Origin of the sequence: Curtobacterium sp. MCSS17_016, from assembly GCF_003234255.2 — a bacterium.
In the GTDB taxonomy this organism is placed as follows: Bacteria; Actinomycetota; Actinomycetes; order Actinomycetales; family Microbacteriaceae; genus Curtobacterium; species Curtobacterium flaccumfaciens.
In genome coordinates this window covers 170,838-192,641 of the sequence record NZ_CP126254.1, presented here as the reverse complement: position 1 = coordinate 192,641, position 21,804 = coordinate 170,838, and the positions used below count along the sequence as shown (strand labels likewise).

Sequence of the window (21,804 nt, the reverse complement as noted above, 5' to 3'; positions counted from 1 at the left end):
GGGGCTGCCCCTGTTCGCCGTGGGCGTGACCAGGGTGCGTCTTGTGCGCAGTGAGCGAACGACGAGACGGACGAGACGGACTGGAGGCCCGTGGCGGGATCGCCACGGGCCTCCAGTCCGCTTGTCGGTCGGGCCGGGTCAGGCGCGCCGCACCGCGCGACGCAGGTCGCGCCGGAAGCGGCGCGCGTCGACGCCCAGGGCGTCGAGGACGTCGTGCGCCGAACCGGCGAGCGGATCGTCGACCGAGTCGAGCACGGCGAGGACGACGTGCGGTGGCCGGATGCGCTCCGAACGGCCGGCGATCGTCGCGGCGCGGGCGAGCACGCGCATCGCGGCGGGCGTGCACGCGACGCGGTCGTGTTCGCCGGGGCAGGTGGTGTGGGCGCCGACGAAGGCGCGGATGCCGGAGCGGACGGTGTCCGGGGTGATCCGGTGGGCGTCGAGGACGGGGCGGAAGCGGGGCATGCCGGCGCAGAGCGTGACGGCGGCCAGCAGCAGGTGTTCGGCGTCGACGAAGCCGAAGCCGGACTCGTGGGATTCGAGGTCGGCGAGCAGCACGATCTCGCGGCCGTGCCGGACGGAAGGGAGGGCGACGGAGAGCTGAGCGGTCTGCATGTATTCAGAATATCGCATGTCTCTGCGAATAGACAGCCCGCATCGGAGGTCCGCTCGGTACGATCCGGTCATGGAGCAGCCCGTCGTCGGCCTCGTCGTCCACCCGACCAAGAACGTGCAGGAGTCCGTGACGACCCTGCAGCGCTGGAACGCGTCCGGCCAGGGCGAGCTGCTCGCCCGGCGCGCGGACGCCCAGCGCATCGGTGGCGGGGTCGACGTGGTCGACGACGACGACTTCACGGACCGCGTCGACCTGGTCGTGGCCCTCGGCGGCGACGGCACCATGCTCGGCGCGATGCGGCTCGTGGCCAAGCGCCCGGTGCCCGTCCTCGGCGTGAACTACGGCAACGTCGGGTTCCTGGTCGAGATCGAGCCGCCCGAGCTCGAGAGCGCGCTGGAGCGGTTGTCCGCCGGCGAGTACCAGCTCGAGCCGCACCACGCGCTCGAGGCCCGGTTGTCCTGGGGTGGTGCCCGCACCGACTACCTGGCGTTCAACGACCTGACCATCGTGCGACGGCCGGGCTCCGGGCAGGTGTCGGCCGACCTCAGCGTCGGGGGCCTCGGGTACGGGTACTACCGGGCCGACGCCATCGTGGCAGCGACCCCGGCCGGCTCCACCGCGTACAACTACGCCGCCGGTGGGCCGGTGCTCTCCCCCGCGCTGTCCGGCTCGGTGGTGACGCCGGTCGCGCCGATGGCCGGGATCGACCGCTCGGTGGTGCTCGCCGCGCGGGAGCGCTACCGGTTCGACATCGCCGAGGGCACCAGGAGCGCTGCGCTCGAGGTGGACGGGCTCGTGGTCGGCGAGGTGGCCACCGGGGCACAGATCGACATGCGGCTCCGGAAGGACGCCGGGAGCGTGGTGCGCCTCGACGCCGAGCGGCACGGGCGCACCGGACGCGTGAAGCTCAGCCTGCTCGACCTGCCGGTGCGTCCCGACCAGCTGGTCGAGCTCATCCCGAGTGACCTGCGGCAGAAGCTCCGGCGCGAGATCGACGACTGACGCCGCGCCGGGGCTGGCCCTGGCTATGGCTATGGCTCCGGCTCCGGCTCCGGCTCCGGCTCCGGGAACGTGAATGGCCCGCTCGAGCAGTGCTCGAGCGGGCCGTCCCATCACCCCACCGGATCGTCTTCCCACAGAACGACCCGGTTTCCCCGCGCCGGCACGGGTGAACGTGCCGGCCGAAGTCCACTGACCTAGTCGGTCAGGTACAGCTGCATGTCCTGCGAGACCGCCTTGGCGAACAGACGCAGCTTGGCGCGCGACTCCACTCGGCTGACGGCCTGGCGGGTCGTGTGCACGATCTTCGAGATCTCGTCGAGGGTCATCGGCTTGTCGTCGTCCAGGCCGTAGCGCATGCGGATGACGTTCGCCTCGTCGCTGGGCAGCTCGGCGACGATGGAGCGGATGTCGCGGTGCAGCAGCGTCGTCTCGGTGAGCTCGTTCGGGCTCGCGGCGTCCTCGTCCTCGATGAAGTCACCGAGTTCGCTGTCGTCGGAGTCGCCGACCACGGTGTGGATCGAGACCGGCTCGTGCGAGCGGCCCTTGAGGTCGACGAGTTCCTCGACGCTCATGCTCAGCTCGGCGGCCACTTCCTCCGGCATCGGCGCACGGCCGAGGTCGACGGTCAGGTCACGCTCGGTGCGTGAGATCTTGTTGATGAGCTCGACGGTGTGCACCGGGATGCGGATCGTGCGTGCCTTGTCAGCGAGACCACGCGAGATGGCCTGGCGGATCCACCAGGTGGCGTAGGTCGAGAACTTGTAGCCCTGCGTGAAGTCGAACTTCTCGACCGCACGGACCAGGCCGAGGTTGCCTTCCTGGATGACGTCCATGAAGGGCAGGCCGCGCTGCGAGTACCGCTTGGCGATGCTCACGACGAGGCGGAGGTTCGAGGTGATCATGCGCTCCTTGGCGCGCTCACCGTCACGGACGAGCCAGCGGAGTTCACGCTGCAGGGTCTTCGCGAGGCCCTTCTCGGTGGCGAGCTTCTCTTCGGCGAAGAGCCCGACCTCGATGCGGCGTGCGATCTGCGCTTCTTCCTCGGCGGTGAGGAGCGAGAGGCGGCCGATGTGACGGAGGTAGTCGCCGACCTGGTCGACCGAGGCGCCGCGGACACCGGCGAGCTGCTCGTCGGCCTCGACCTCGGTGTCGAGGGAGGTGGTGGCGGACTCGGCGGTCGCGGTCTTCGATGCCGATGCCTTCTTGGTGGCGGTGCGGCGGGTGGTGCTGGGTGCAGCCGTTGCGATCGTCATGGTGTTTCTCCCTGCGTTCGACGGTGATGGCTTCGTGGGGCGTTGCCGGGGGGTGCTGATGAGTAAAGCGGCCCGGAGGTGTACCCCACAAATCGTTCGGAGCGATTCTCAGGGTTCTCCGTGCTTCATCATCGAAAGCGTCCCCCGCGGGGTACAGCCCACCGACAGTCTGGTCCCCCAATCGGCCCTGGATCAAGCGGATAACGCCGTGTTTCCGGCGTTGCAGGCGTGTTTCACCAGCGTTTCCGATCGTGTACCCCAGGCGACTGCGTACTCCGGACATGCAAAAGGGGTACGTCCGACCGGATCAGTGCGATCTGGTCGTCGTACCCCGAATACCGAATGGGTCGGGGTCACCAGGAGGGTTCGAGCCACCCGTCCCGGCGCTTGGAGACCTCGAGGTCTGCGTCTCGGTCGAACTCGTCGTACTCACTCTCGATGTCACCGACGAGGCTGCGGCCCGTGAAGGGATGTGCGGTGGTTGCCATGCGCACGATGCTCACCCCGGCACGCGTCGGCGAGGTGAACGGTGTGTGTCGGTCCGTCGGCGCTCAGACGTCGAGGTCGTCGACGTCACCCTCGTCGTCGAGGGGTCCGTCGTCACTGCCGACGGGCGAGACGGACGCCCCGGACGCCGGGTGTCCGAAGGCGTCCTCCACGTCGAGGTCGTCGAGATCATCGACGCCGGCGGCGGACTCCGGGATGGTGGGCATGCGCGACAGGATCACACCGCGCGGTGAACACGGGGTGAAGTGGATCGTGCGCGGGCGGCTACTCGGCCGACGTCGGAGCCGGTGCGGGGCGACCGTGCTCACGCTCGAAGCGGGCGCGCTCCTCGGCCTCGACCTTGGCGTACGCGGCTCGCTCGGTCCGGTCGGCACGCATGATCGCGCGCATCACGAACCAGAAGATCAGGCCGACGACGATGGTCGGCGTCAGGGCGAAGACGATCCCGCTTACGACTCCTTCAGGCACCCGAGCATCGTACCCCGGTGGACTCGGAGTTATTTGACCAGCGGGAACAGGATCGTCTCGCGGATGCCCAGGCCCGTGATGGCCATGAGCAGGCGGTCGATCCCCATGCCCATGCCGCCGGACGGGGGCATCGCGTGCTCCAGGGCGCGCAGGAAGTCCTCGTCGACGCGCATCGCCTCGAGGTCACCGCCGGCCGCGAGCTTCGCCTGCTCGACGAACCGCTCCCGCTGCACGACCGGGTCGACGAGCTCCGAGTACGCCGTGCCCAGCTCGAAGCCGCGGACGTACAGGTCCCACTTCTCGACGACGCCCGGACGGGTGCGGTGCTGCCGGGTGAGCGGCGAGGTGTCGACCGGGAAGTTCATCACGAAGGTCGGGCGGTCGAGCGAGTCGATGACGAAGTGCTCCCAGAGCTCCTCGACGTACTTGCCGTGCGTGGCGTGGGCGACCTCGACGCCCTCGGCCTCGGCGAGCGCCTGCAGCTCGGACAGCGGGGTCTCCGGGCTGATCTCGCGCCCCGCGGCCTCGGACAGCGAGCCGTACATGTCGATGCGGGGCCACTCGCCGCCCAGGTCGTAGGTGCTGCCGTCGGGCAGGGTGACCTCGAGCGCACCACCGGTGACCGCGCGGGTCGCGTTCTGCACGAGCTCCTGCGTCAGGTCGGCCATCTGCTCGTAGTTGCCGTACGCCTGGTACGCCTCGACCATCGCGAACTCGGGCGAGTGCGACGAGTCGGCACCCTCGTTCCGGAAGTTGCGGTTGATCTCGAACACCCGGTCGATGCCGCCGACGACGGCGCGCTTCAGGAACAGCTCGGGTGCGATGCGCAGGAACAGCTCGGTGTCGAACGCGTTCGAGTGCGTCACGAACGGTCGTGCCGAGGCGCCGCCGTGCTGGGTCTGCAGCATCGGGGTCTCGACCTCGAGGTACTCGTGCGCGGTGAAGGTCTGGCGGAGCGAGGCCATCACGGCAGCGCGGGCACGCACGGTGGCGCGGGCCTCGTCGCGGACGATGAGGTCGAGGTAGCGCTGGCGGACCCGCGTCTCCTCGTTGAGTTCGTTGTGCAGGTTCGGCAGCGGCAGGATGGCCTTCGCCGCGATCGCCCAGTCGTCGACCATGATCGACAGCTCGCCGCGGCGCGAGGAGATCACCCGTCCGTGCACGAACACGTGGTCGCCGAGGTCGACGAACTCCTTCCAGCGGGCGAGGGACTCGTCCCCCACCTCGGCCAGGGAGACCATCGCCTGGATGCGCGAGCCGTCGCCCGACTGCAGGGACGCGAAGCAGAGCTTGCCGGTGTTGCGCGAGAACACCACACGACCCGCGATGCCCACGACGTCCTGGGTCTCCTCGCCGGTCTCCAGGTGCGCGTACTGCTCGCGCACGGCCGGGATCGTCGTGGTGATGGGGAGCTCGGCGGGGTACGCCTCGATGCCCGACTCCAGCAGCTTCGCCCGCTTGTCGAGCCGGACCTGTCGCTGCTCGCTGGTCTCCTGCTCGGCCAGTGCGGCGGCGTCGGCGATCGCGGTGTCGGGGGTGACGGTCTCGTCGGTCATGCGGGTGCGGCTCCGATGGTCGTGGGGGTCGGGGGAAATGCTACCCGCGCCGCGGTCCCGCCCCCGAACCGCTAGAGCGTCGACTGCCCGTCGGCGGCGGTGAGCGCGTTGTCGACGGCGGAGCGGACGAGCGCACCGAGGACGCGACCCGGGTGTTCGACGCCGATGCCGGACAGGGTGCCTGCCGACTGGTCGACGATCGCGGTCGAGAAGCTCACGGCGGCCCGCACCGCATCGGCGTAGGCGGGCCGGTCACCCTCGGCCACGACGAACGGTTCGGCCCCCATCTCGACCACGAGCGCCTGTGCGATCGGCAGCACGGGCGCCGGGGCGGTCACCGCGCAGTACGCGTCGCGCAGCCGGGACAGGTCGACACTCGTGCCCGTGAAGGCCATCGCGGGGTGGATCGCCAACGGGATGGCACCGGCCGCCATCGCCGGGGCGAGGATGCCGACGCCGTGGTCCGGGCTGGTGTGCACGACGAGCTGCCCCGGCTGCCAGATCCCGGCGTCCGCCAGCCCCTGCACGAGCGAGGCGAGCTGGTCGTCCGGCACCGCGAGCAGCACGAGTTCGCTCCGCTCGACCAGGTCGGGCGTCGCGAGCACCGGGGCGCCGGGCAGCATGGCCTCGGCGCGGTCACGGCCCTCGTCGGACACGGCGGTCACCCCGACGACGGCGTGCTCCGCGTTCGCCAGGGCTGCTCCGAGGACGGGTCCGACCCGTCCGGCGCCGACGACGCCGACCCCGAGACGCCCCGCCCTCATCGTGCGGCTCCGGTCGGCGGGACGTCGTCCCAGCCGGCGGGGACGGTGCCGGACCGGTGGTCCGCCGCCTGCCCGGCAGGGGCTCCGGACCCGGGCACGGTGTCGGCCGCAGCGTGCGCGGCGGCCGCGGGACGGGCCTCCCGTTCGCGCCAGCGGTGGGTCGTGTCGACCGCGGCCGCCTCGACGGCACGCTGCGTCGTCTCCGACCACAGGCGCTGCGCGTCCCGCGCGTCGAGCGCGCCGACGCGGGCCGAGACCGGGCCGGCCACGGTGTGGACGTGGACGGCTGCGAGCCGCAGGGCACGCTCGAGGGGACCCTGCTCGACCTTGACGCTCTGCACCCGGGGCAGCGGCACGATGACGAGCGAGCGCCACGCGGCACCGAGCCGCAACAGCACCGCACCCTGCACGAACCGGTAGCCGTTGCGCCGGAACGCGAACGGACGGAGCCACGCGCCACGGCGTGGGGAGTGCACGAAGCCGCCGCGGTCGCCCGAGGTGGTGAGGCTGTCGTCGACGACGTCGACGGCTTCGGCTGCGCCCTCGCGCAGGGCTTCCTGCGACGCCTCGGGGCCGGCGACGACGGTGCCGACGAGCCCCGGCAGGATGATGTCGAGGACCTCGCGGACGTCCGCCGTCGTGCCCACGGGCAGGACGATCGAGGACACCTGCTGGTTGCTCGACGCCCCGTTGCCGGCGCTCGTCGCACGGTTGATGCGGATGTCCCACCAGCCGAACGGACGCCACAGCAGCGGCTGCGCGACGCTGACGGCGTGGATGCGCCCCGGCGGCAACGTCTCGTTCGACGTCGAGACCAGCCCGAAGCCGATCCGGATGCCGTCGCGGGTCTCGGCGATCGTGTACTGCAGCGAACGGGAGAACTTGCGGACGTAGTAGCCACCGGCACCGAGCACGGCGGGGAACAGCCCGAACAGCACCGCGAACTCGCCGGTGAGGGCGACGCTGACGATCATGCCGGCGATGACGAGCAGCAGGAACAGCGTCGTGCCGGACAGCAGCATCGACGCGATGAGCCGACCGGGGCGCACCTTGACGATGCGGGTCGCGTGCACGGCTGCCGGGTCGAGCTCGGGCGAGAACATCTCGTCGACGCGGTCCTGCAGTGCCCCGTGCGACTGCCGCGACGGACCGCCGTGGCCGTCGTCGTCCTTCGCGCCGGACGCCAGCACCAGGATCCGCTGCCGCAGGTCGTCGGCGGCGCGGGCCCCGAGGTAGGCGAGCTGCACGTTGGCGTCGTTGCCGGCCTGCGCGATCTCGAGCTTGGCGGTACCGAACACCCGGGGCACGAGCGGTCGCTGGATGTTGATGCCCTGGATCCGGTCGAGCCGGGCCTTGCGGTGGTTCCGGAACAGCACGCCCGAGCGCACCTCGACGATCTCGCCGGTGACGCGGAACTCGTGCATGCGCCAGGACAGGTAGAACAATCCGATCAGCACCACGAGCAGCACCACGATGCCGAGCAGGACCCAGCCGACGACGCCGTGCTCGTACACGTACCGGACGGGGTCACCGTCCTCCTGCTGCTCGCCCGGGATGAAGAACTCGACGAGCTGGTCCCGCAGGCTGTTCAGCACGTAGCCGAGGATGACGATGAGGAAGATCCCGCCCTTGAGCAGCGGGGTCAGCGGGTGCAGGCGGTGCCACTCGCCGTCGGTCAGGGGTGCCGCAGCGGCCGCGTTGCCCCGGGTGGGCGGGGCGGGCGGAGCGGGTGGCGGGGTGCCCGGTCGGAAGGTCACGGACGACCCCTACAGCCCGGCGCGACGGGACTCGGCGAGCTCGACGAGGCGGTCGCGCAGTTCGTCGGCGTCCGCTGCCGGGACACCCGGGATCCGGACGTTCGTCGCAGCGGCGGCGGTGACGAACTTCAGCTCGCTCATGCCGAGCGCCCGGTCGAGCGGCCCGCGGGCGACGTCGACGAGCTGCATCCGGCCGTACGGCACGGCCGTGAACCGCTGCCACATGAGGCCGCGGCGCACGACGAGGTCGTCGTCGCGGAGCGCGTAGCCGATTGCCCGGACCCGTCGGGGCGTGAGCGCGGCGGTGATCGCCGTGGTGACCGCGACCACGATGCCGATGGAGAGCCAGACGGTGCCGGCCCCGGAGCCGAAGCCGTCGTTGACGATGCCGATGAGCACACAGCCCGCGGTGACCACGACACCGATCACGAGCGTGGTGATGAGTTCGGTCCACACGAGCTTCGCGGACACCCGCTGCCAGGCGATCCCACCGAGGCCGAGGCCGGGCTCGTCGAGTCGTTCACGCGGCATCGCGGGCCTCCTGGGGTTGCTCGGTCAGTTCACCGTCGTCGAACCGTTGCGGGGATCGTCACGGTCGTCGTCGTCACCCGGAGGTGCGATGCACATCCGCTCCGCCACGAGTGCGCAGACCGTCAGGACGATCCCGCCCCCGACGGCGATCACGTTCGGCAGGGTCGAGCCTAGCGAAGGCGTCGCGGAACGGGTCAGCAGGTACAGCACGAGGCCGAGGGCGAACCCGCCCAGCAGCGTGCCGCAGATGCTGGATGCCTTCGCGAGCACGACGACCCGAGTCGCGTAGAGCGGGTCGACCGGCCGCTGGCGTCCGGCGCCGTCACGCGCGTGCCGGCGCACCGGGCGCGCCATGAGCACGACGGCGACACCGATGAACGCGAGCGTGATGCCGAGCGGGACCGAGAACAGGAACGTCGGCAGCTGGCGCGACGCCAGGACGGCGTCGAGCGCGAAACCGGCGACCACCGTCACGACGGCGATGCTGAGCAGCGTGGAGGCACGGGTGGGCTTCATGCGCTGGTCGCGCTCCCCGCCGGCCGGGAGGCCCGTGCCGGCTCCGCGAACAGGCGCGGCTCGTCGACGCGCTCGGTGTCGTCCCCCACCGCCGCGAGCAGGTCGGCCACCGGTCCGGCACCGGGCAGGACGGCCTCGGGGTCGGCGTCGAGCCACGGGGCGAGCACGAACGCGCGCTCCGCTGCCCGGGGGTGGGGCACGACCAGGGTGTCCGTGGCGATCCGCAGGTCATCCACGGCGACGACGTCGAGGTCCAGGGTGCGGTCGCCCCACCGGACCTCGCGCGTGCGGCCGTGGGCGTCCTCGATGCCGTGCAGGGCGTCGAGGAAGGCCTGCGGCTCGAGGTCGGTGTCGACGACCACGACGGCGTTCCGGTAGCGGGGCTTCGACGTGTCGAGGCCGTCGAGGGTCACGGCGACCGACTCGACCTCGCGGCTCGATGCCACGGGCTCGACCCCGGGCAGGGCGGCGATCGCGGTGGCGGCGGCGCGGAGCGTGCTCCCCCGGTCGCCGAGGTTCGCTCCGAGGGCGACGACGACCCGGTGGGTCATTCTTCTTCCTCGTCCGGCACCGTGGCGCCGCGGGAGCGCCGGATGGTGATCGAGACGTCGGTGAACGGCACGGTGATCGGGGCCTGCGGCTTGTGCACCGTGACCTCGGTCGCGAGTGCGGCACGGTGGGTGAGCACGGCTGCGGCGATGCGTTCGGCCAGGGTCTCGATCAGGTCGACCGGGTCGCGTTCGATCTCGGCGACGACCTGCTCGGCGAGGACGCCGTAGTGCACGGTGGCGTCGAGGTCGTCGCTGCCCGAGGCGGCGCGGGCGTCGAGCTCCACGGCGACGTCGACGACGAAGTCCTGGCCGTCCTCGCGCTCGTGGTCGAAGACGCCGTGGTGTCCGCGGGCGCGGACCCCGGTGAGTCGGATGGTGTCGTTCACGATCGAGCTGCCCTCCAGGCGTCCCAGACGTCGAGCACGGCACGGGTCGGTGCCGGGTCGTGCACGCGCACACCCCACGCGCCGCGTTCGGCGGCGAGCAGGCTGATGGCGGCGGTGGCGAGGTCGCGCTCCCTGGGCGGGGCACCCTCGGGGCTCCCGACACCGTCGAGGAACCGCTTGCGTGAGGCGGCGACGAGCACCGGCAGGCCGATCGAGGCGAAACGCTCGTAGCCGGCCAGGATCTCCCAGTTCTGCACGCCGTGCTTGGCGAAGCCGAGGCCCGGGTCGATCACGACCTGCTCCTGCCGGACGCCGAGCACGATGAGTTCGGCGACCCGGAGCTCGACCTCACGCCGGACCTCCTCGACCGCGTGGGTGTACTCGGCGTTGCGGTACATCCGGTCGCTGTGGCCGCGCCAGTGCATGACGACGAAGCCGACGCCCGTCGACGCCACGACCCGGGCCATGTCCGGGTCGGCGAGCCCACCGGAGACGTCGTTGACGATGGCGGCACCGAGGTCGACGGCACGCTCGGCCGTTGCGGCGTTCATCGTGTCGACGCTGACCGGGATGCCCTCGGCGACGAGCTGCTGCACGACCGGCAGCACCCGTTCCTGCTCGACCGGCACGGGCACGCGCTCCGAACCGGGGCGGGTGGACTCGCCACCGACGTCGATGACGTCCGCGCCGGCCGCGACGAGGTCCCGTGCGTGCTGCACGGCGGCGTCGTAGGCCTGGTGCAGCCCGCCGTCGCTGAACGAGTCGGGGGTGACGTTGAGGATGCCGAGCACCCGGGTGCGTTCCTCGGCCGGGCCACCGCGGTCACGGCGACGGCCGGTCACGACCTCCGGCACCGGCTGGGGTGCACGGAGGTCGATCGCGGCCGCCGCCGGTTCGGCGGCGGCGCGGGCACGACTCACCTCGGCGAGTCGACGCTCTCGTCGCGTCGGCAGCTCGGTCATGCCGGCCTACGCGGGGGCGATACCCGGGTTGCCGAACGGGCGACGACGGGTCTTCGAGGTCGACTCGGAGTCCGACGGGTCCGCTGCGGTCGAGGCGGCCTTGCCGGGCACGTCGATCGCGGGCAGGTTGCTAACCGGGCGCTTGTCGCTGGAGAGCCACTGCGGGCGCTCCGGCAGCTTGCGGACGTCCTTGAAGATCTCCACGAGCTCCGGGGCGTCGAGCGTCTCCTTCTCGAGGAGCTCGCCCGCCAGGCGGTCGAGGATGTCGCGGTTGTCGTTGAGCACCTGGTAGGCCTCGTCGTGCGCGGCCTCGAGCAGGGCGCGGGTCTCGGCGTCGACCGTCTGGGCGATGGTCTCCGAGTAGTCGCGACCGGTGCCACCGCTCATGTCACGGCCGACGAACGGCTCGCTCGAACCGGACCCGAGCTTGACGGACCCGACGGCCTGGCTCATGCCGTACTCGGTCACCATCTTGCGGGCGGTGCCGGTGGCCTTCTCGATGTCGTTCGAGGCGCCAGTGGTCGGGTCGTGGAAGACGATCTCCTCGGCGACGCGACCACCCATGGCGTAGGTGAGCTGGTCGAGGAGCTCGTTGCGGGTGACCGAGTACTTGTCCTCGAGCGGGAGCACCATCGTGTAGCCGAGGGCACGGCCGCGGGGCAGGATCGTGATCTTCGTGACCGGGTCGGTGTGCCGCATCGCCGCTGCCGCCAGGGCGTGGCCGCCCTCGTGGTACGCGGTGATCAGGCGTTCCTGGTCGGACATGATCCGGGTCCGGCGCTGCGGGCCGGCCATCACGCGGTCGACTGCCTCGTCGAGGGCACGGTTGTCGATGAGCTGCGCGTTCGAGCGCGCGGTCAGCAGAGCTGCCTCGTTCAGGACGTTCGCCAGGTCGGCACCGGTGAAGCCCGGCGTCTTGCGGGCGAGCAGCTCGAGGTCGACGCTCGCGGCGAGCGGCTTGCCCTTCGCGTGCACCTCGAGGATCTGCTTGCGGCCGGCGAGACCCGGGGCGTCCACGCCGATCTGGCGGTCGAAACGGCCGGGGCGCAGGAGCGCGGGGTCGAGCACGTCGGGACGGTTCGTCGCGGCGATGAGGATGACGTTCGTCTTGCCGTCGAAGCCGTCCATCTCGACGAGGAGCTGGTTCAGCGTCTGCTCGCGCTCGTCGTTGCCACCGCCGATGCCGGCACCACGGTGACGACCGACGGCGTCGATCTCGTCGATGAAGACGATGGCCGGCGAGTTCGCCTTGGCCTGCTCGAAGAGGTCGCGGACACGGCTCGCACCGACACCGACGAACATCTCGACGAAGTCCGAACCGGAGATCGAGTAGAACGGCACGCCGGCTTCACCTGCGACGGCGCGGGCGAGCAGGGTCTTGCCGGTTCCGGGAGGGCCGTACAGCAGCACGCCCTTCGGGATCTTCGCCCCGACGGCCTGGAACTTCGCGGGCTCCTTGAGGAACTCCTTGATCTCGTGCAGTTCCTCGATCGCCTCGTCGGCACCCGCGACGTCGGCGAACGACACCTGCGGGTTCTCCTTGTTGTTGATCTTGGCCTTCGACTTGCCGAACTGCATGACCTTCGAGCCGCCACCCTGGGCGCTCGAGAGCAGGAACCAGAACAGGGCACCGATGATCAGGAACGGCAGCAGGATGCCGAGCAGCGACAGGAACCAGTTGCCCTGGGCGACGCGGTCGTTGTAGCCGTCCGGCAGGTTGGCGTCGTTGACGGCCTGCACCACCTCTTCGCCGCGGGGCGTGGAGTAGTAGAACTGCTCCTGCTTGTCGCCGTCCTTCAGGACGAGGTCGACCCGCTGCTCGGTGGAGTTGATGGTCGCGGACGAGACCTTGTCATCGGAGAGCTGCTCGAGACCCTTCTGGGTGTCGATCTCTTGGGTGCTGCCCTGGCTGATGACGCTCCAGCCGATGAAGATGCCCGCCAGCGCGATCAGCACGTAGAGGTACGGGCCGCGGAAGATGCGCTTGAAGTTCATGTGATCCGGGCGCGAGTGCCCGACACCTTTCTCTGCCGAAGTTGCGTGCAGGTCAGCATACGGCCGCGATTCTGTGGCGAGAATGGGTGTCCTCTGCGGGCGAACTCACCCCCGGGCCAGAGTCGGCCGAGTGCGGCCCGAGCGCGGCGGGCCGCCCGTCAGGAGTAGACGTGCGGAGCGAGGACGCCGACGCCGCGCAGGTTGCGGTAGCGCTCGTCGTAGTCCAGGCCGTAGCCGACCACGAACGCGTCGGGGATGTCGAAGCCCACGTACTTCACGTCGACCTCGACCTTGGCGGCCTCGGGCTTGCGCAGCAGGGCGACGATCTCGACGCTGGCGGCACCACGGGACTGCAGGTTCTGCTTGAGCCACGACAGGGTCAGACCGGAGTCGATGATGTCCTCGACGATCAGGACGTCGCGCCCGTGCAGGTCGGTGTCGAGGTCCTTGAGGATCCGCACCACGCCGGACGACTTCGTGCCGGAGCCGTACGACGACACCGCCATCCAGTCCATCCGCGCCTGCATCTTGAGGTGGCGCGAGAAGTCCGCCATCACCATGACGGCACCCTTGAGCACCCCGACGAGCAGCGGGTCGCGGCCCGCGTAGTCGGCGTCGACGACCGCCGCGAGCTCGGCGAGCTTCTCGTCGATCTGCTCGGGGGTGAAGAGCACTTCGGACAGGTCTGCCTGGACGTCGGAGAGTTCCACCACGCCAGCCTAACCGGCGCTGAACTCGATGCGGTCGCCGGTCCGCGTGGCACGGACGCCCGGCAGGTCGATCGGGCCCTGTCCGCTCCAGTCCGTGACGAGCCGGCAGACCTCGAGCGTCTGCACGCGCGACAGCGTCACCCCGAACTCGCTCTCCACCGCCAGGCGCACGAGTCGCTGCCGGAGCGCCGGTGGGTTCGCCCCGAGCGCCCGCACCGACAGCGAGATGCCCGCCTCGGAGTGCTCGGCGATGTCCTCCGCGATCTCCTCGGCGAAGTGGTCCAGCGCCGCGGAGTCCTCGCGCAGCTGGTCGGCCGTGCGGGCCAGGGCCTCGGGCACCCCGGCACCGAGCTCCCGTTCGAGCACCGGCAGCAGGGTGTTCCGCACCCGCACCCGTGCGTACGCGGGGTCGTCGTTCTGCGGGTCGCGCCACGGCGCCAGCCCCGCTGCGGCGCACGCCTGCCGGGTCACGTGGCGCCGGACCGACAGGAGCGGCCGGCCGTACGCCGGACCGCCGTCGCGTCGGGCGAGCGGTTGCATGCCGGACAGGCTGTCCGGCCCGCTGCCGCGCAGCAGGCCGAGCAGCACCGTCTCGGCCTGGTCGTCCAGGGTGTGGCCCAGCAGCACCAGGGGTGACCCGGTGGCGGCGGCGACCTCGGCGATCGACGCGTGGCGGGCCTCCCGGGCGGCGCCTTCCGGACCACCGTCGGAGCCGACCGTGACCCTGCGGACCGTCACCGGGTCCAGTCCCAGCTCGGATGCCTGCCGGGAGGCGCGGCTCGCGACCGCCTCGGAGCCCGCCTGGAGCGCGTGGTCGACGACCACTGCCCCGGCCCGCAGACCCTGCTTGCCCGCTTCGAACGCGGTGGCCGCCGCCAGGGCGAGGGAGTCCGGTCCGCCGCTCAGTGCGACGAGGACCAGGTCGCCTGCGGCGACCACGCCGTCGTCGACGGCTGCGGCGAGCAGGTCGCGGACCGCCAGGCGGGTCTCGGCGACGGCGGGGTCGAGCCGGGGACGCGGAGAGTTCACCCGGTAACGTTAGCCGCGCTTTCGCAACACACGACAGTCCCCGAAGCAGACACAGGAGCGCAACATGGCCGCGTACGACGTCGTCGTCGAGATCCCCAAGGGCAGCCGCAACAAGTACGAGGTGGACCACGAGACCGGTCGCGTCTACCTCGACCGCGTGCTGTTCACCTCGTTCGTCTACCCCACCGACTACGGGTTCTTCGAGAAGACCCTGGCCGACGACGGTGACCCCGTGGACGCGCTGCTGCTGCTCGAGTTCCCGACGTTCCCCGGCGTCGGCGTCAAGGTCCGCCCCGTCGGCGTCTTCAAGATGAGCGACGAGGCCGGCAACGACGAGAAGGTCCTCGTCGTCCCCGCCAAGGACCCGCGCTGGGCGCACATCCAGGACATCTCGGACGTGCCGGAGCAGACGAAGGCCGAGATCGCGCACTTCTTCGAGCGCTACAAGGACCTCGAGCCGAACAAGTGGGTCAAGGCCGAGGGCTGGGGCGACGCCGCCGAGGCCGAGCGCATCGTGCAGGCCGGTCAGGCCGCGTACGTGCCCGGCTCGCACTGACGATCCCCTGACGACGAACGGCGCCCGCTCTCCTTCCGGAGGGCGGGCGCCGTTCTGTGGTGCTGCTGTCGCGCGGGGCGGGGCGTGCGGGGGCGCGCCTGGTGGAAACGGGCGTACCGGGTGGAAACGGGCGTACCTGGTGCGTTGATCCGTGCAGGTACGCCCGATCTCACTTGGTACCGCAGCCGCTCTGGGAAAGAACGAGCACTCCGGGAGCGGGCTACAGGGAACCGCTCGGGCGGGCGACGTACGGCATGAGCTGGTTCGGCAGCCAGATGGCGCGCTCGACGACGCCGACGCCGGGGCGGGCGGCCTCGACCATGGTGCCGTAGCTCGTCACGATCGAGTCGTGGTACGCCCCCGAGGCCGTGCCGTTCGACGAGTAGAACAGGATGTCGCCGGGCTGGCGCTGGGACAGCGGGACGAGGCGGCCGATCGACTTGAAGTAGTTGTACTGCCAGACGACGTTGTGTCCGCCGGTCGCGATGCCCTGCGAGTTGTAGGCCATCATCACGAGCCCGGAGCAGTCCCAGGTGTTCGGGCCGGCGCCACCGAGGAGGTACGCCTTGCCGAGCTGCCCACGGGCGTAGGAGATCGCGCCGGCGGCCTTCGAGGGGCTGCTCGGGGCAGGAGCGGGGGCCGGGGCGGGCGCCGGAGCGGGGGCGGGGGCGGGGGCCGGAGCAGGCGCGGGTGCCGGCTTGCTCGGGGTGCTCGGCTTCGCGGGGGTGCCGGGGTTCGACGGGGTGCTGGGCTTGGACGGCGTGCTCGGCACGGCCGGGGTGGAGGTCCCGCCGCCGGTGCTGCCGGTGCCGCCCGTGTTGCCGGTGTTGCCACCGCTCGTGCCGCCGCCGGTGGCGTTCCCGGTGCCGGAGCCGTTCCCGGTGCCGGCGTCGTTTGTCTGCTTCGCGATGGCGGCCGCGGCGGCCTTCGCCTGCTGCGCACTCCAGTACGCGGTCTCCGTCGCGACGCTCGTGCCCTTCAGGTACGCGAGCTGGCGCAGGACCTCGGCCTGCTGGTCCTGTTCCTTCTGCACCCGGGCCTGGGCGCCCGCGGCCACGTCGTTGGCCGTCGCGAAGGTGGTCTTCGTCGCCTCGGTCGCCTTGCTCAGGGCCTTCTCGGCCGCGGACTGCTGGGCGGCCAGGGACTCGACGGTCTTCTGGTCGGCGCGTGCCTCGGCCAGGACGGTCGCGGAGCGCTCGGACAGGTGCGACATCGTGCCGACGCGGTAGAGCAGGTCCTTCGAGTCCGACGAGTCCATGAGCATGGTCGTCGACAGGTCACCGCCGCCCGTGCGGGACAGCTCGACCACGAGCCCGGCGACCTGACCGGCCGAGTCGTCCGCCCGGGCCTTCGCACGCTTCGACTGCGCGGACAGGTCGGCGAGGGTGTCCTTCGCCTCCAGCTGCTGCGACGCCGCGAGGGCGTACGCCTGCCCGGCCTGCTGCTCGGCGACACCGGCCTGGTCGGCGGCGTCCTGCAGCGTGCCGAGCCGGTCGCTCAGCTCGTCGACCGTCTGCTGGGCGTCGGCGGCATCCGACTTGGCGGCCTTGACGTCGTCCCAGGACGGACCCGAGGGTGCGGCCTGGGCCGGTCCGGCGATGACGACCGACAGGCCGATGCCGAGCACGGCGATGGTCGCGATCCCGCAGGAGAACGAGCGAGCGGAGGTGGTCATGACGTGGGTCGACGCCTTCTGGTGGCGCTGATGCTCATACCGAGATCCCCCGCGCTGCCATGAAGGGGACCGGGTCGACGGCAGCGCCGTTGATCCGGGTCTCGAAGTGGAGGTGGCACCCGGTCGACCAGCCGGTCGAGCCGATCTTGGCGATCTGCTGTCCGGCGGTGACGTGCTGTCCGGCGGTGACCATGATCCCGCCGTCGACGACGTGGCCGTACGCGGTGGAGATGCCGCCGCCGTTGTCGAGGATGACCTCGTTGCCGTACCCGCCACCGTTGCCGGCGAAGGTGACGGTGCCGTCGTGCGCCGCGTAGATCGGGGCGTAGCAAGCCGGGGCCAGGTCGACGCCCGCGTGCAGGGCGCTGACGTGCGTGTAGGGGTCGACGCGGTAGCCGTACGGGCTGGTCTGGAACCCGCCGGCGGGTCGGACCCACCCGGCCGGGTTGGCGCTGCCGCCACCGGTGCCGCCCTGGCTGGTCGCCGCGGCCTTGGCTGCTGCCTTCGCGGCGGCTGCTGCGAGGCGGGCCTGGCGGGCCTTCTCGGCAGCGACGCCCTTGCGGTAGTCGGCCTCGACGCCGCGCTGCTTCGAGGTGAGCGCGGTCAGCTGCGCCTCGAGCCGGGCCTCGTTGTCGTTCTGGGCGTCCACCGCGGTCTGTGCGGCGTCGGCGGCACCCTGGGCCTGCTGCATCTTCGACTGTGCGGCGTCGGCCAGGTCCCCGAGGGCCTGCTTGGCGCGGTCCGCCTTGTCGGCGAGGCCCTGGGCCACACCGCGGTCCTGCGAGGCCTGCGCGTAGATGCCCTCGGACTGCTCGCTGAGCTTCGACATGGCGCCGAGCTCGTAGAGCAGGTCGCCGGAGTCGGACGGGTGCGTGAGGATGTCCGTCGTCACGTCGTCACCGCTGGTGCGACCGAGCTGGGCGGCGAGCTGACCGGCCTGCTCCTCGGACCGTGCGGCGGTCTGCTTGGCCTCATCGGCCTGCGACTGGAACTTCTTCTGCTTGAGCGTCGCCTCGTCGTACTTGTTCTGCGCGGCCTGGTACGCCTCGCCCGCGGCCTGTGCGGCCTTCTGCTTGGCAGCGGCCTCGCTCTTCAGCGATGAGATGAGCGACTTGATCTCGCTGACCTTGGCCTGCTGGGCACTGGTCGACGACTTCGCCCGCTGCACCTCGTCCCAGCTCGGGTAGCTCGCGGCGCTGGCGGACGACGCCGGGGCGAGGACCGCGAGCGTGCCGGCTGTGAGCGCGACGGCGACCGCGGCGGCGATCAGGCGGCTGCGGGAGCGGAGGGAGAAGGGAGTGGAGGTCGACATGTATCTCGATTTCGTAACAGCGCGGCAAGGCTCACGCACGTAACACTGTTAACAGGTGCAACAGTAACAACAGGGGTCGCAGGCTCGACAGCCCCTCGGACGAGGGGTGCGGCCGCCGACGATGCTCGCACCGACAGCATCGGAGACCCGTGCGCTGACGGCGCGACACGCCGGGGATGCACGGTTGGCGGGGTCGGATTTGTGAAACCCGGGGGGCATCCGTATGCTTGTCCATCGGTAGCGCGATGCACTGCTTGCGGCCCTATCGTTTAGTGGCCTAGGACACCGCCCTTTCACGGCGGCAGCACGGGTTCGAATCCCGTTGGGGTCACTCCTTGAGTGAGCGAGCAAGTAGTACTGAACAACACCACAGCAATTCAATATGGCCCTGTAGCGCAGCTGGTTAGCGTGCCGCCCTGTCACGGCGGAGGTCGCGGGTTCAAGTCCCGTCAGGGTCGCCACGGCTGGATAGCTCAGTTGGTAGAGCGTTCGACTGAAAATCGAAAGGTCCACGGATCGATGCCGTGTCCAGCCACCGGTGAAGGCCCCCTGCTTCGGCAGGGGGCCTTTTCCGTTGTCTGGCCGGTGTGACGTCGGCCGCAAAACACCGGTGTTCGCGCGTCGAACCGTGGCACGCGCGTGTTCAACGGGTGAACACCGGTGTTCTGCGGACCGGCTAGGCCTCGCGGGTCTTCGGGCTGCTGTCGTTCGTCTTCGCGGGGTCGCGCTCGACCACGGCGCCGAGGGCATCGTCGATCCGCGACATGAGCTCCGCCGGGATCGTGACGCCGGCAGCGCCCGCGTTGTCGTGCACCTGCTCCGGACGCGAAGCCCCGATGATCGCCGAGGCGACGTTCTCGTTCTGCAGGACCCAGGCGACCGCGAGCTGTGCCATCGACAGGTTCAGCTCGTCGGCGACCGGCTGCAGCTCCTGCACCGAGGACAGCACCTCGTCGCGCATGAACCGCTTGATCATGTCCGCGCCGCCCTTGTCGTCGGTCGCGCGGGAGCCCTCGGGCAGCGGCTGACCCGGCTTGTACTTGCCGGTGAGCACACCCTGGGCGATCGGCGACCAGACGATCTGCGAGATGCCGAGTTCCTTCGAGGTGGGGACGACCTCGTCCTCGATGACCCGCCACAGCGCCGAGTACTGCGGCTGGTTCGAGATGAGCTGGAAGCCGAGGTCCTTCGCGAGCGCAGCGCCGGCCCGCAGCTGGTCCGCGGTCCACTCGCTGACGCCGACGTACAGGACCTTGCCCTGACGCACGATGTCCGCGAAGGCCTGCATCGTCTCTTCGAGCGGGGTCTCGTGGTCGTAACGGTGCGCCTGGTACAGGTCGACGTAGTCCGTCTGCAGCCGCTGCAGCGAGCCGTCGATCGACTCGAGGATGTGCTTGCGGGACAGTCCGGTGTCGTTGTGGCCCTTCGGACCGGTCGGCCCGAACACCTTCGTGGCGATCTCGAGGGACTGGCGCCGCTCCCCCTTGAGCGCTTCGCCGAGGACCGTCTCCGCGCCGGTGTTGGCGTAGACGTCGGCGGTGTCGAACGTCGAGATGCCGACCTCGAGGGCTGCCTTGACGCAGGCGATCGCCGCGTCGTTCTCGACCTGGGATGCGTGGGTGAGCCAGTTGCCGTAGGTGATCTCGGAGACCTTGAGGCCCGAGTTGCCGAGGTAGCGGTACTCCATGTGCGTGTCACTCCTGTCGTGGGGCGCGTCGGTGCGACCCGAACCGTGACGGTAGTCCGACGTCGTCGGCGCGCACTCGGCAAGGCGGCGCGGCGCTGTACGCTGATGTTTCAGAAACGGTCGGCAAAGACGAAACCCCGGCGATGTGGCCTGAGCCAGTGATCGTTCCGGGGTCTTCGATATATGAGTTTACGGGGCGAGCGTTCGATGTCAACTGGAGGTCGCGTGGAGCCGGTGGACGTCGTGGACCTGCTGACCCGGGAACGCCTTCGTTCCTCCTTCCACGCTGTGCCCGACGACGCACGCGCTGTCGGGCTCTACGAATGGAACATGCGAGCTGCAGCTGCCGTGATGGAGCTGACCGGGGCGGTCGAGATCGTGGTGCGCAACGCCGCAGACGTGCAGCTCCGCGCTTGGGCAACTGCTCGTCACCCCGGCTCATCCTGGCTCGACGTCGTTCCCCTCCACGCCCAAGGCAAGAACGATCTGGTCGTCCCGCGACGACGTGCCACGCGAGGGGGGAAACGAGCAGAAGTGCACGGGCGAGTCGTCGCCGAACTGAGCTTCGGGTTCTGGCGGTACCTGTTCGAGTCTCGTTACCTGACGGCCCTGTGGACACCGGCACTCCACCGCGCGTTCCCACACGGCCCGGCGGATGCGCTGACTCGCCAGCGCGAGGTTCGGACACGTATGCAGCAACTGCACTTCGTGCGGAACCGCGCCGCGCACCACGAGCCGATCCATGGGCGTGATCTTCGGCGGGACCACGATTACGCGATCGAACTGCTCGGATGGATCCACCCCGGCGCCGCGGCTTGGGCACAGGACGTGACGATGCTCGGCACGGTGCTCGGTGCCCGACCCAGCATCTGAGGGGCAGGATCGGAGGGGTTCGGCGCAGGGCTGCGCCGCGGAGAGCGAGGGAGCATCCATGACCGGAGCGAGCGTGTTGTTCATCGGCGGGAGCGGCGTGATCAGCGCCGCCTGCGTCCGGGAAGCCGTCGAGCAGGGGTTCGACGTGACCGTGCTCAACCGGGGGACCACCGGGGGCAGGCCGATCCCGGAGGGTGTGACGCGCCTCCAGGCCGACGTGTCGGACCGCAGCGCACTGGCGGACGCACTCGGCGACCAGCGCTTCGACGTGGTCGTGAACTGGATCGCCTTCACGCCGGACCAGGTGCAGGCCGACGTCGACTTCTTCGCCGGGCGGACGCGGCAGTACGTGTTCATCAGCTCGGCCTCGGCGTACCAGACGCCGGCAACGCACCTGCCGATCACCGAGTCGACGCCGCTGAAGAACCCGTACTGGCAGTACTCGCGCGACAAGATCGCGTGCGAGGAGCTGCTGATGGAGGCGTACCGGGAGCAGGACTTCCCGGTGACGATCGTGCGGCCGTCGCACACCTACGACGAGACGAAGCTGCCGCTGACCGGCGGCTGGACCGCGGTCGCTCGGATGCGTGCCGGCAAGCCGGTCATCATCACCGGCGACGGCACCTCGCTGTGGACCCTGACGCACAGTCGCGACTTCGCGGTCGGGTTCACGGGGCTGCTCGACCGGGCCGAGGCGATCGGTGAGCCCTTCACGATCACGAGCGATGAGGCCCCGACGTGGAACGCCATCGCGCACGAGATCGCGGCGGCGGCCGGGGTCGAGGACCTGCGGATCGTGCACGTGCCGGCGGACGCGATCAACGCCGTCGACCCCGAGTGGGGCGCGGCGCTGCTCGGCGACAAGGCGAACAGCTCGGTGTTCGACAACAGCAAGGTCCGGTCGCTCGTGCCGTGGTACCGGCCGCGCACGACCTACCGGCAGGGTGTGCGCGAGGTCATCGCCTGGTACGAGGCGCACCCCGAGGAGCAGGCCGTCGACGAGCGGCTCGATGCCCTGATGGACGAGCTGGCGGCGCGCTGGGCGGTGTGAGCCGCACTTGGTGAGCAGAAATGGTCGGGTGCCGTGTGGCGACCCGA

General features: G+C 70.5%; 23 protein-coding genes and 3 tRNA genes. 7 read left to right on the top strand and 19 right to left on the bottom strand.

Annotation, left to right across the window (positions count from 1 at the left end):
* Nucleotides 1-138 precede the first annotated feature (138 nt).
* Nucleotides 139-615 (bottom strand): Clp protease N-terminal domain-containing protein, encoded by a 477-nt coding sequence (locus tag DEJ19_RS00955; protein ID WP_181422596.1) that lies wholly within the window; start codon nt 613-615, stop codon nt 139-141.
* A 70-nt stretch (nt 616-685) separates the two neighbouring features.
* Here DEJ19_RS00955 and DEJ19_RS00950 point away from each other — a divergent pair, with 70 nt between their 5' ends.
* Nucleotides 686-1,618 carry an NAD(+)/NADH kinase gene (locus DEJ19_RS00950; protein WP_071404515.1) on the top strand — a complete coding sequence of 311 codons (933 nt, stop codon included), beginning with the start codon at nt 686-688 and terminating at the stop codon, nt 1,616-1,618.
* A gap of 194 nt (nt 1,619-1,812) precedes the next feature.
* On the opposite strand, the gene DEJ19_RS00945 is transcribed toward DEJ19_RS00950, so the two are convergent.
* From DEJ19_RS00945 to tilS, 15 genes are all read right to left on the bottom strand, one after another.
* Nucleotides 1,813-2,871 (bottom strand): sigma-70 family RNA polymerase sigma factor, encoded by a 1,059-nt coding sequence (locus tag DEJ19_RS00945; RefSeq protein ID WP_035809350.1) that lies wholly within the window; start codon nt 2,869-2,871, stop codon nt 1,813-1,815.
* 353 nt (nt 2,872-3,224) lie between these two features.
* Complete coding sequence (locus DEJ19_RS00940) at nt 3,225-3,359, bottom strand: hypothetical protein (RefSeq protein WP_258320880.1); 135 nt, start codon at nt 3,357-3,359, stop codon at nt 3,225-3,227.
* Between the two features lie 63 nt (nt 3,360-3,422).
* The gene (locus tag DEJ19_RS00935) at nt 3,423-3,584 is read right to left on the bottom strand and encodes a hypothetical protein (RefSeq protein WP_163343079.1); all 162 of its coding nucleotides are present in this window, start codon (nt 3,582-3,584) and stop codon (nt 3,423-3,425) included.
* A gap of 58 nt (nt 3,585-3,642) precedes the next feature.
* Nucleotides 3,643-3,846: a hypothetical protein gene (locus tag DEJ19_RS00930; RefSeq protein WP_071245264.1), complete on the bottom strand. Its 204-nt coding sequence runs from the start codon at nt 3,844-3,846 to the stop codon at nt 3,643-3,645.
* A gap of 29 nt (nt 3,847-3,875) precedes the next feature.
* Nucleotides 3,876-5,402 carry a lysine--tRNA ligase gene (gene lysS, locus DEJ19_RS00925; RefSeq protein ID WP_110863567.1) on the bottom strand — a complete coding sequence of 509 codons (1,527 nt, stop codon included), beginning with the start codon at nt 5,400-5,402 and terminating at the stop codon, nt 3,876-3,878.
* A gap of 71 nt (nt 5,403-5,473) precedes the next feature.
* Nucleotides 5,474-6,166 carry a Rossmann-like and DUF2520 domain-containing protein gene (locus DEJ19_RS00920; RefSeq protein WP_181441644.1) on the bottom strand — a complete coding sequence of 231 codons (693 nt, stop codon included), beginning with the start codon at nt 6,164-6,166 and terminating at the stop codon, nt 5,474-5,476.
* Nucleotides 6,163-7,923 carry a PH domain-containing protein gene (locus tag DEJ19_RS00915; protein WP_111234242.1) on the bottom strand — a complete coding sequence of 587 codons (1,761 nt, stop codon included), beginning with the start codon at nt 7,921-7,923 and terminating at the stop codon, nt 6,163-6,165. Before DEJ19_RS00915 ends, DEJ19_RS00920 begins: the two co-directional genes overlap by 4 nt.
* A gap of 9 nt (nt 7,924-7,932) precedes the next feature.
* Nucleotides 7,933-8,454, bottom strand: coding sequence for a PH domain-containing protein (locus tag DEJ19_RS00910; RefSeq protein ID WP_111234241.1), 522 nt, complete (start codon nt 8,452-8,454; stop codon nt 7,933-7,935).
* 24 nt (nt 8,455-8,478) lie between these two features.
* Complete coding sequence (locus tag DEJ19_RS00905) at nt 8,479-8,970, bottom strand: DUF3180 domain-containing protein (RefSeq protein WP_111234240.1); 492 nt, start codon at nt 8,968-8,970, stop codon at nt 8,479-8,481.
* Nucleotides 8,967-9,521, bottom strand: coding sequence for a 2-amino-4-hydroxy-6-hydroxymethyldihydropteridine diphosphokinase (folK, locus tag DEJ19_RS00900; protein WP_111234239.1), 555 nt, complete (start codon nt 9,519-9,521; stop codon nt 8,967-8,969). The genes DEJ19_RS00905 and folK overlap by 4 nt, the downstream gene beginning before the upstream one ends.
* Nucleotides 9,518-9,907, bottom strand: a complete 390-nt coding sequence (folB, locus tag DEJ19_RS00895) for a dihydroneopterin aldolase (RefSeq protein ID WP_214550217.1) — start codon at nt 9,905-9,907, stop codon at nt 9,518-9,520. The genes folK and folB overlap by 4 nt, the downstream gene beginning before the upstream one ends.
* The gene (gene folP / locus DEJ19_RS00890; protein WP_181441643.1) at nt 9,904-10,869 is read right to left on the bottom strand and encodes a dihydropteroate synthase; all 966 of its coding nucleotides are present in this window, start codon (nt 10,867-10,869) and stop codon (nt 9,904-9,906) included. The genes folB and folP overlap by 4 nt, the downstream gene beginning before the upstream one ends.
* 6 nt (nt 10,870-10,875) lie before the next feature.
* The gene (gene ftsH, locus DEJ19_RS00885) at nt 10,876-12,864 is read right to left on the bottom strand and encodes an ATP-dependent zinc metalloprotease FtsH (protein WP_027467057.1); all 1,989 of its coding nucleotides are present in this window, start codon (nt 12,862-12,864) and stop codon (nt 10,876-10,878) included.
* Nucleotides 12,865-13,022: 158 nt separating this feature from the next.
* A complete protein-coding gene (gene hpt, locus DEJ19_RS00880; protein WP_017887686.1) occupies nt 13,023-13,574 on the bottom strand; it encodes a hypoxanthine phosphoribosyltransferase in 552 nt (183 codons plus the stop codon).
* Nucleotides 13,575-13,583: 9 nt separating this feature from the next.
* Entirely contained in the window at nt 13,584-14,603 is a 1,020-nt protein-coding gene (gene tilS, locus DEJ19_RS00875) for a tRNA lysidine(34) synthetase TilS (protein WP_110863571.1), read from the bottom strand.
* 64 nt (nt 14,604-14,667) lie between these two features.
* Between tilS and DEJ19_RS00870 the strand changes: the two genes are divergently transcribed.
* Entirely contained in the window at nt 14,668-15,159 is a 492-nt protein-coding gene (locus DEJ19_RS00870) for an inorganic diphosphatase (protein WP_027467055.1), read from the top strand.
* A gap of 220 nt (nt 15,160-15,379) precedes the next feature.
* Here the strand turns inward: DEJ19_RS00870 and DEJ19_RS00865 are convergent, their stop codons facing one another.
* The gene (locus tag DEJ19_RS00865) at nt 15,380-16,834 is read right to left on the bottom strand and encodes a C40 family peptidase (protein WP_284176578.1); all 1,455 of its coding nucleotides are present in this window, start codon (nt 16,832-16,834) and stop codon (nt 15,380-15,382) included.
* A gap of 34 nt (nt 16,835-16,868) precedes the next feature.
* The gene (locus tag DEJ19_RS00860) at nt 16,869-18,146 is read right to left on the bottom strand and encodes a M23 family metallopeptidase (protein ID WP_111095596.1); all 1,278 of its coding nucleotides are present in this window, start codon (nt 18,144-18,146) and stop codon (nt 16,869-16,871) included.
* Nucleotides 18,147-18,404: 258 nt separating this feature from the next.
* On the opposite strand from DEJ19_RS00860, the gene DEJ19_RS00855 reads away from it, so the two are divergent.
* From DEJ19_RS00855 to DEJ19_RS00845, 3 genes are all read left to right on the top strand, one after another.
* A tRNA-Glu gene (locus DEJ19_RS00855) sits at nt 18,405-18,477 on the top strand.
* Between the two features lie 53 nt (nt 18,478-18,530).
* Nucleotides 18,531-18,607 (top strand) — tRNA-Asp (locus tag DEJ19_RS00850).
* Nucleotide 18,608: 1 nt separating this feature from the next.
* Nucleotides 18,609-18,681 (top strand) — tRNA-Phe (locus tag DEJ19_RS00845).
* Nucleotides 18,682-18,822: 141 nt separating this feature from the next.
* On the opposite strand, the gene DEJ19_RS00840 is transcribed toward DEJ19_RS00845, so the two are convergent.
* Nucleotides 18,823-19,833, bottom strand: a complete 1,011-nt coding sequence (locus DEJ19_RS00840; protein ID WP_071404504.1) for an aldo/keto reductase family protein — start codon at nt 19,831-19,833, stop codon at nt 18,823-18,825.
* A 243-nt stretch (nt 19,834-20,076) separates the two neighbouring features.
* On the opposite strand from DEJ19_RS00840, the gene DEJ19_RS00835 reads away from it, so the two are divergent.
* Nucleotides 20,077-20,706, top strand: a complete 630-nt coding sequence (locus tag DEJ19_RS00835; protein WP_146250735.1) for a hypothetical protein — start codon at nt 20,077-20,079, stop codon at nt 20,704-20,706.
* Nucleotides 20,707-20,764: 58 nt separating this feature from the next.
* The gene (locus DEJ19_RS00830) at nt 20,765-21,757 is read left to right on the top strand and encodes an NAD-dependent epimerase/dehydratase family protein (protein WP_111234290.1); all 993 of its coding nucleotides are present in this window, start codon (nt 20,765-20,767) and stop codon (nt 21,755-21,757) included.
* Nucleotides 21,758-21,804 lie beyond the last annotated feature (47 nt).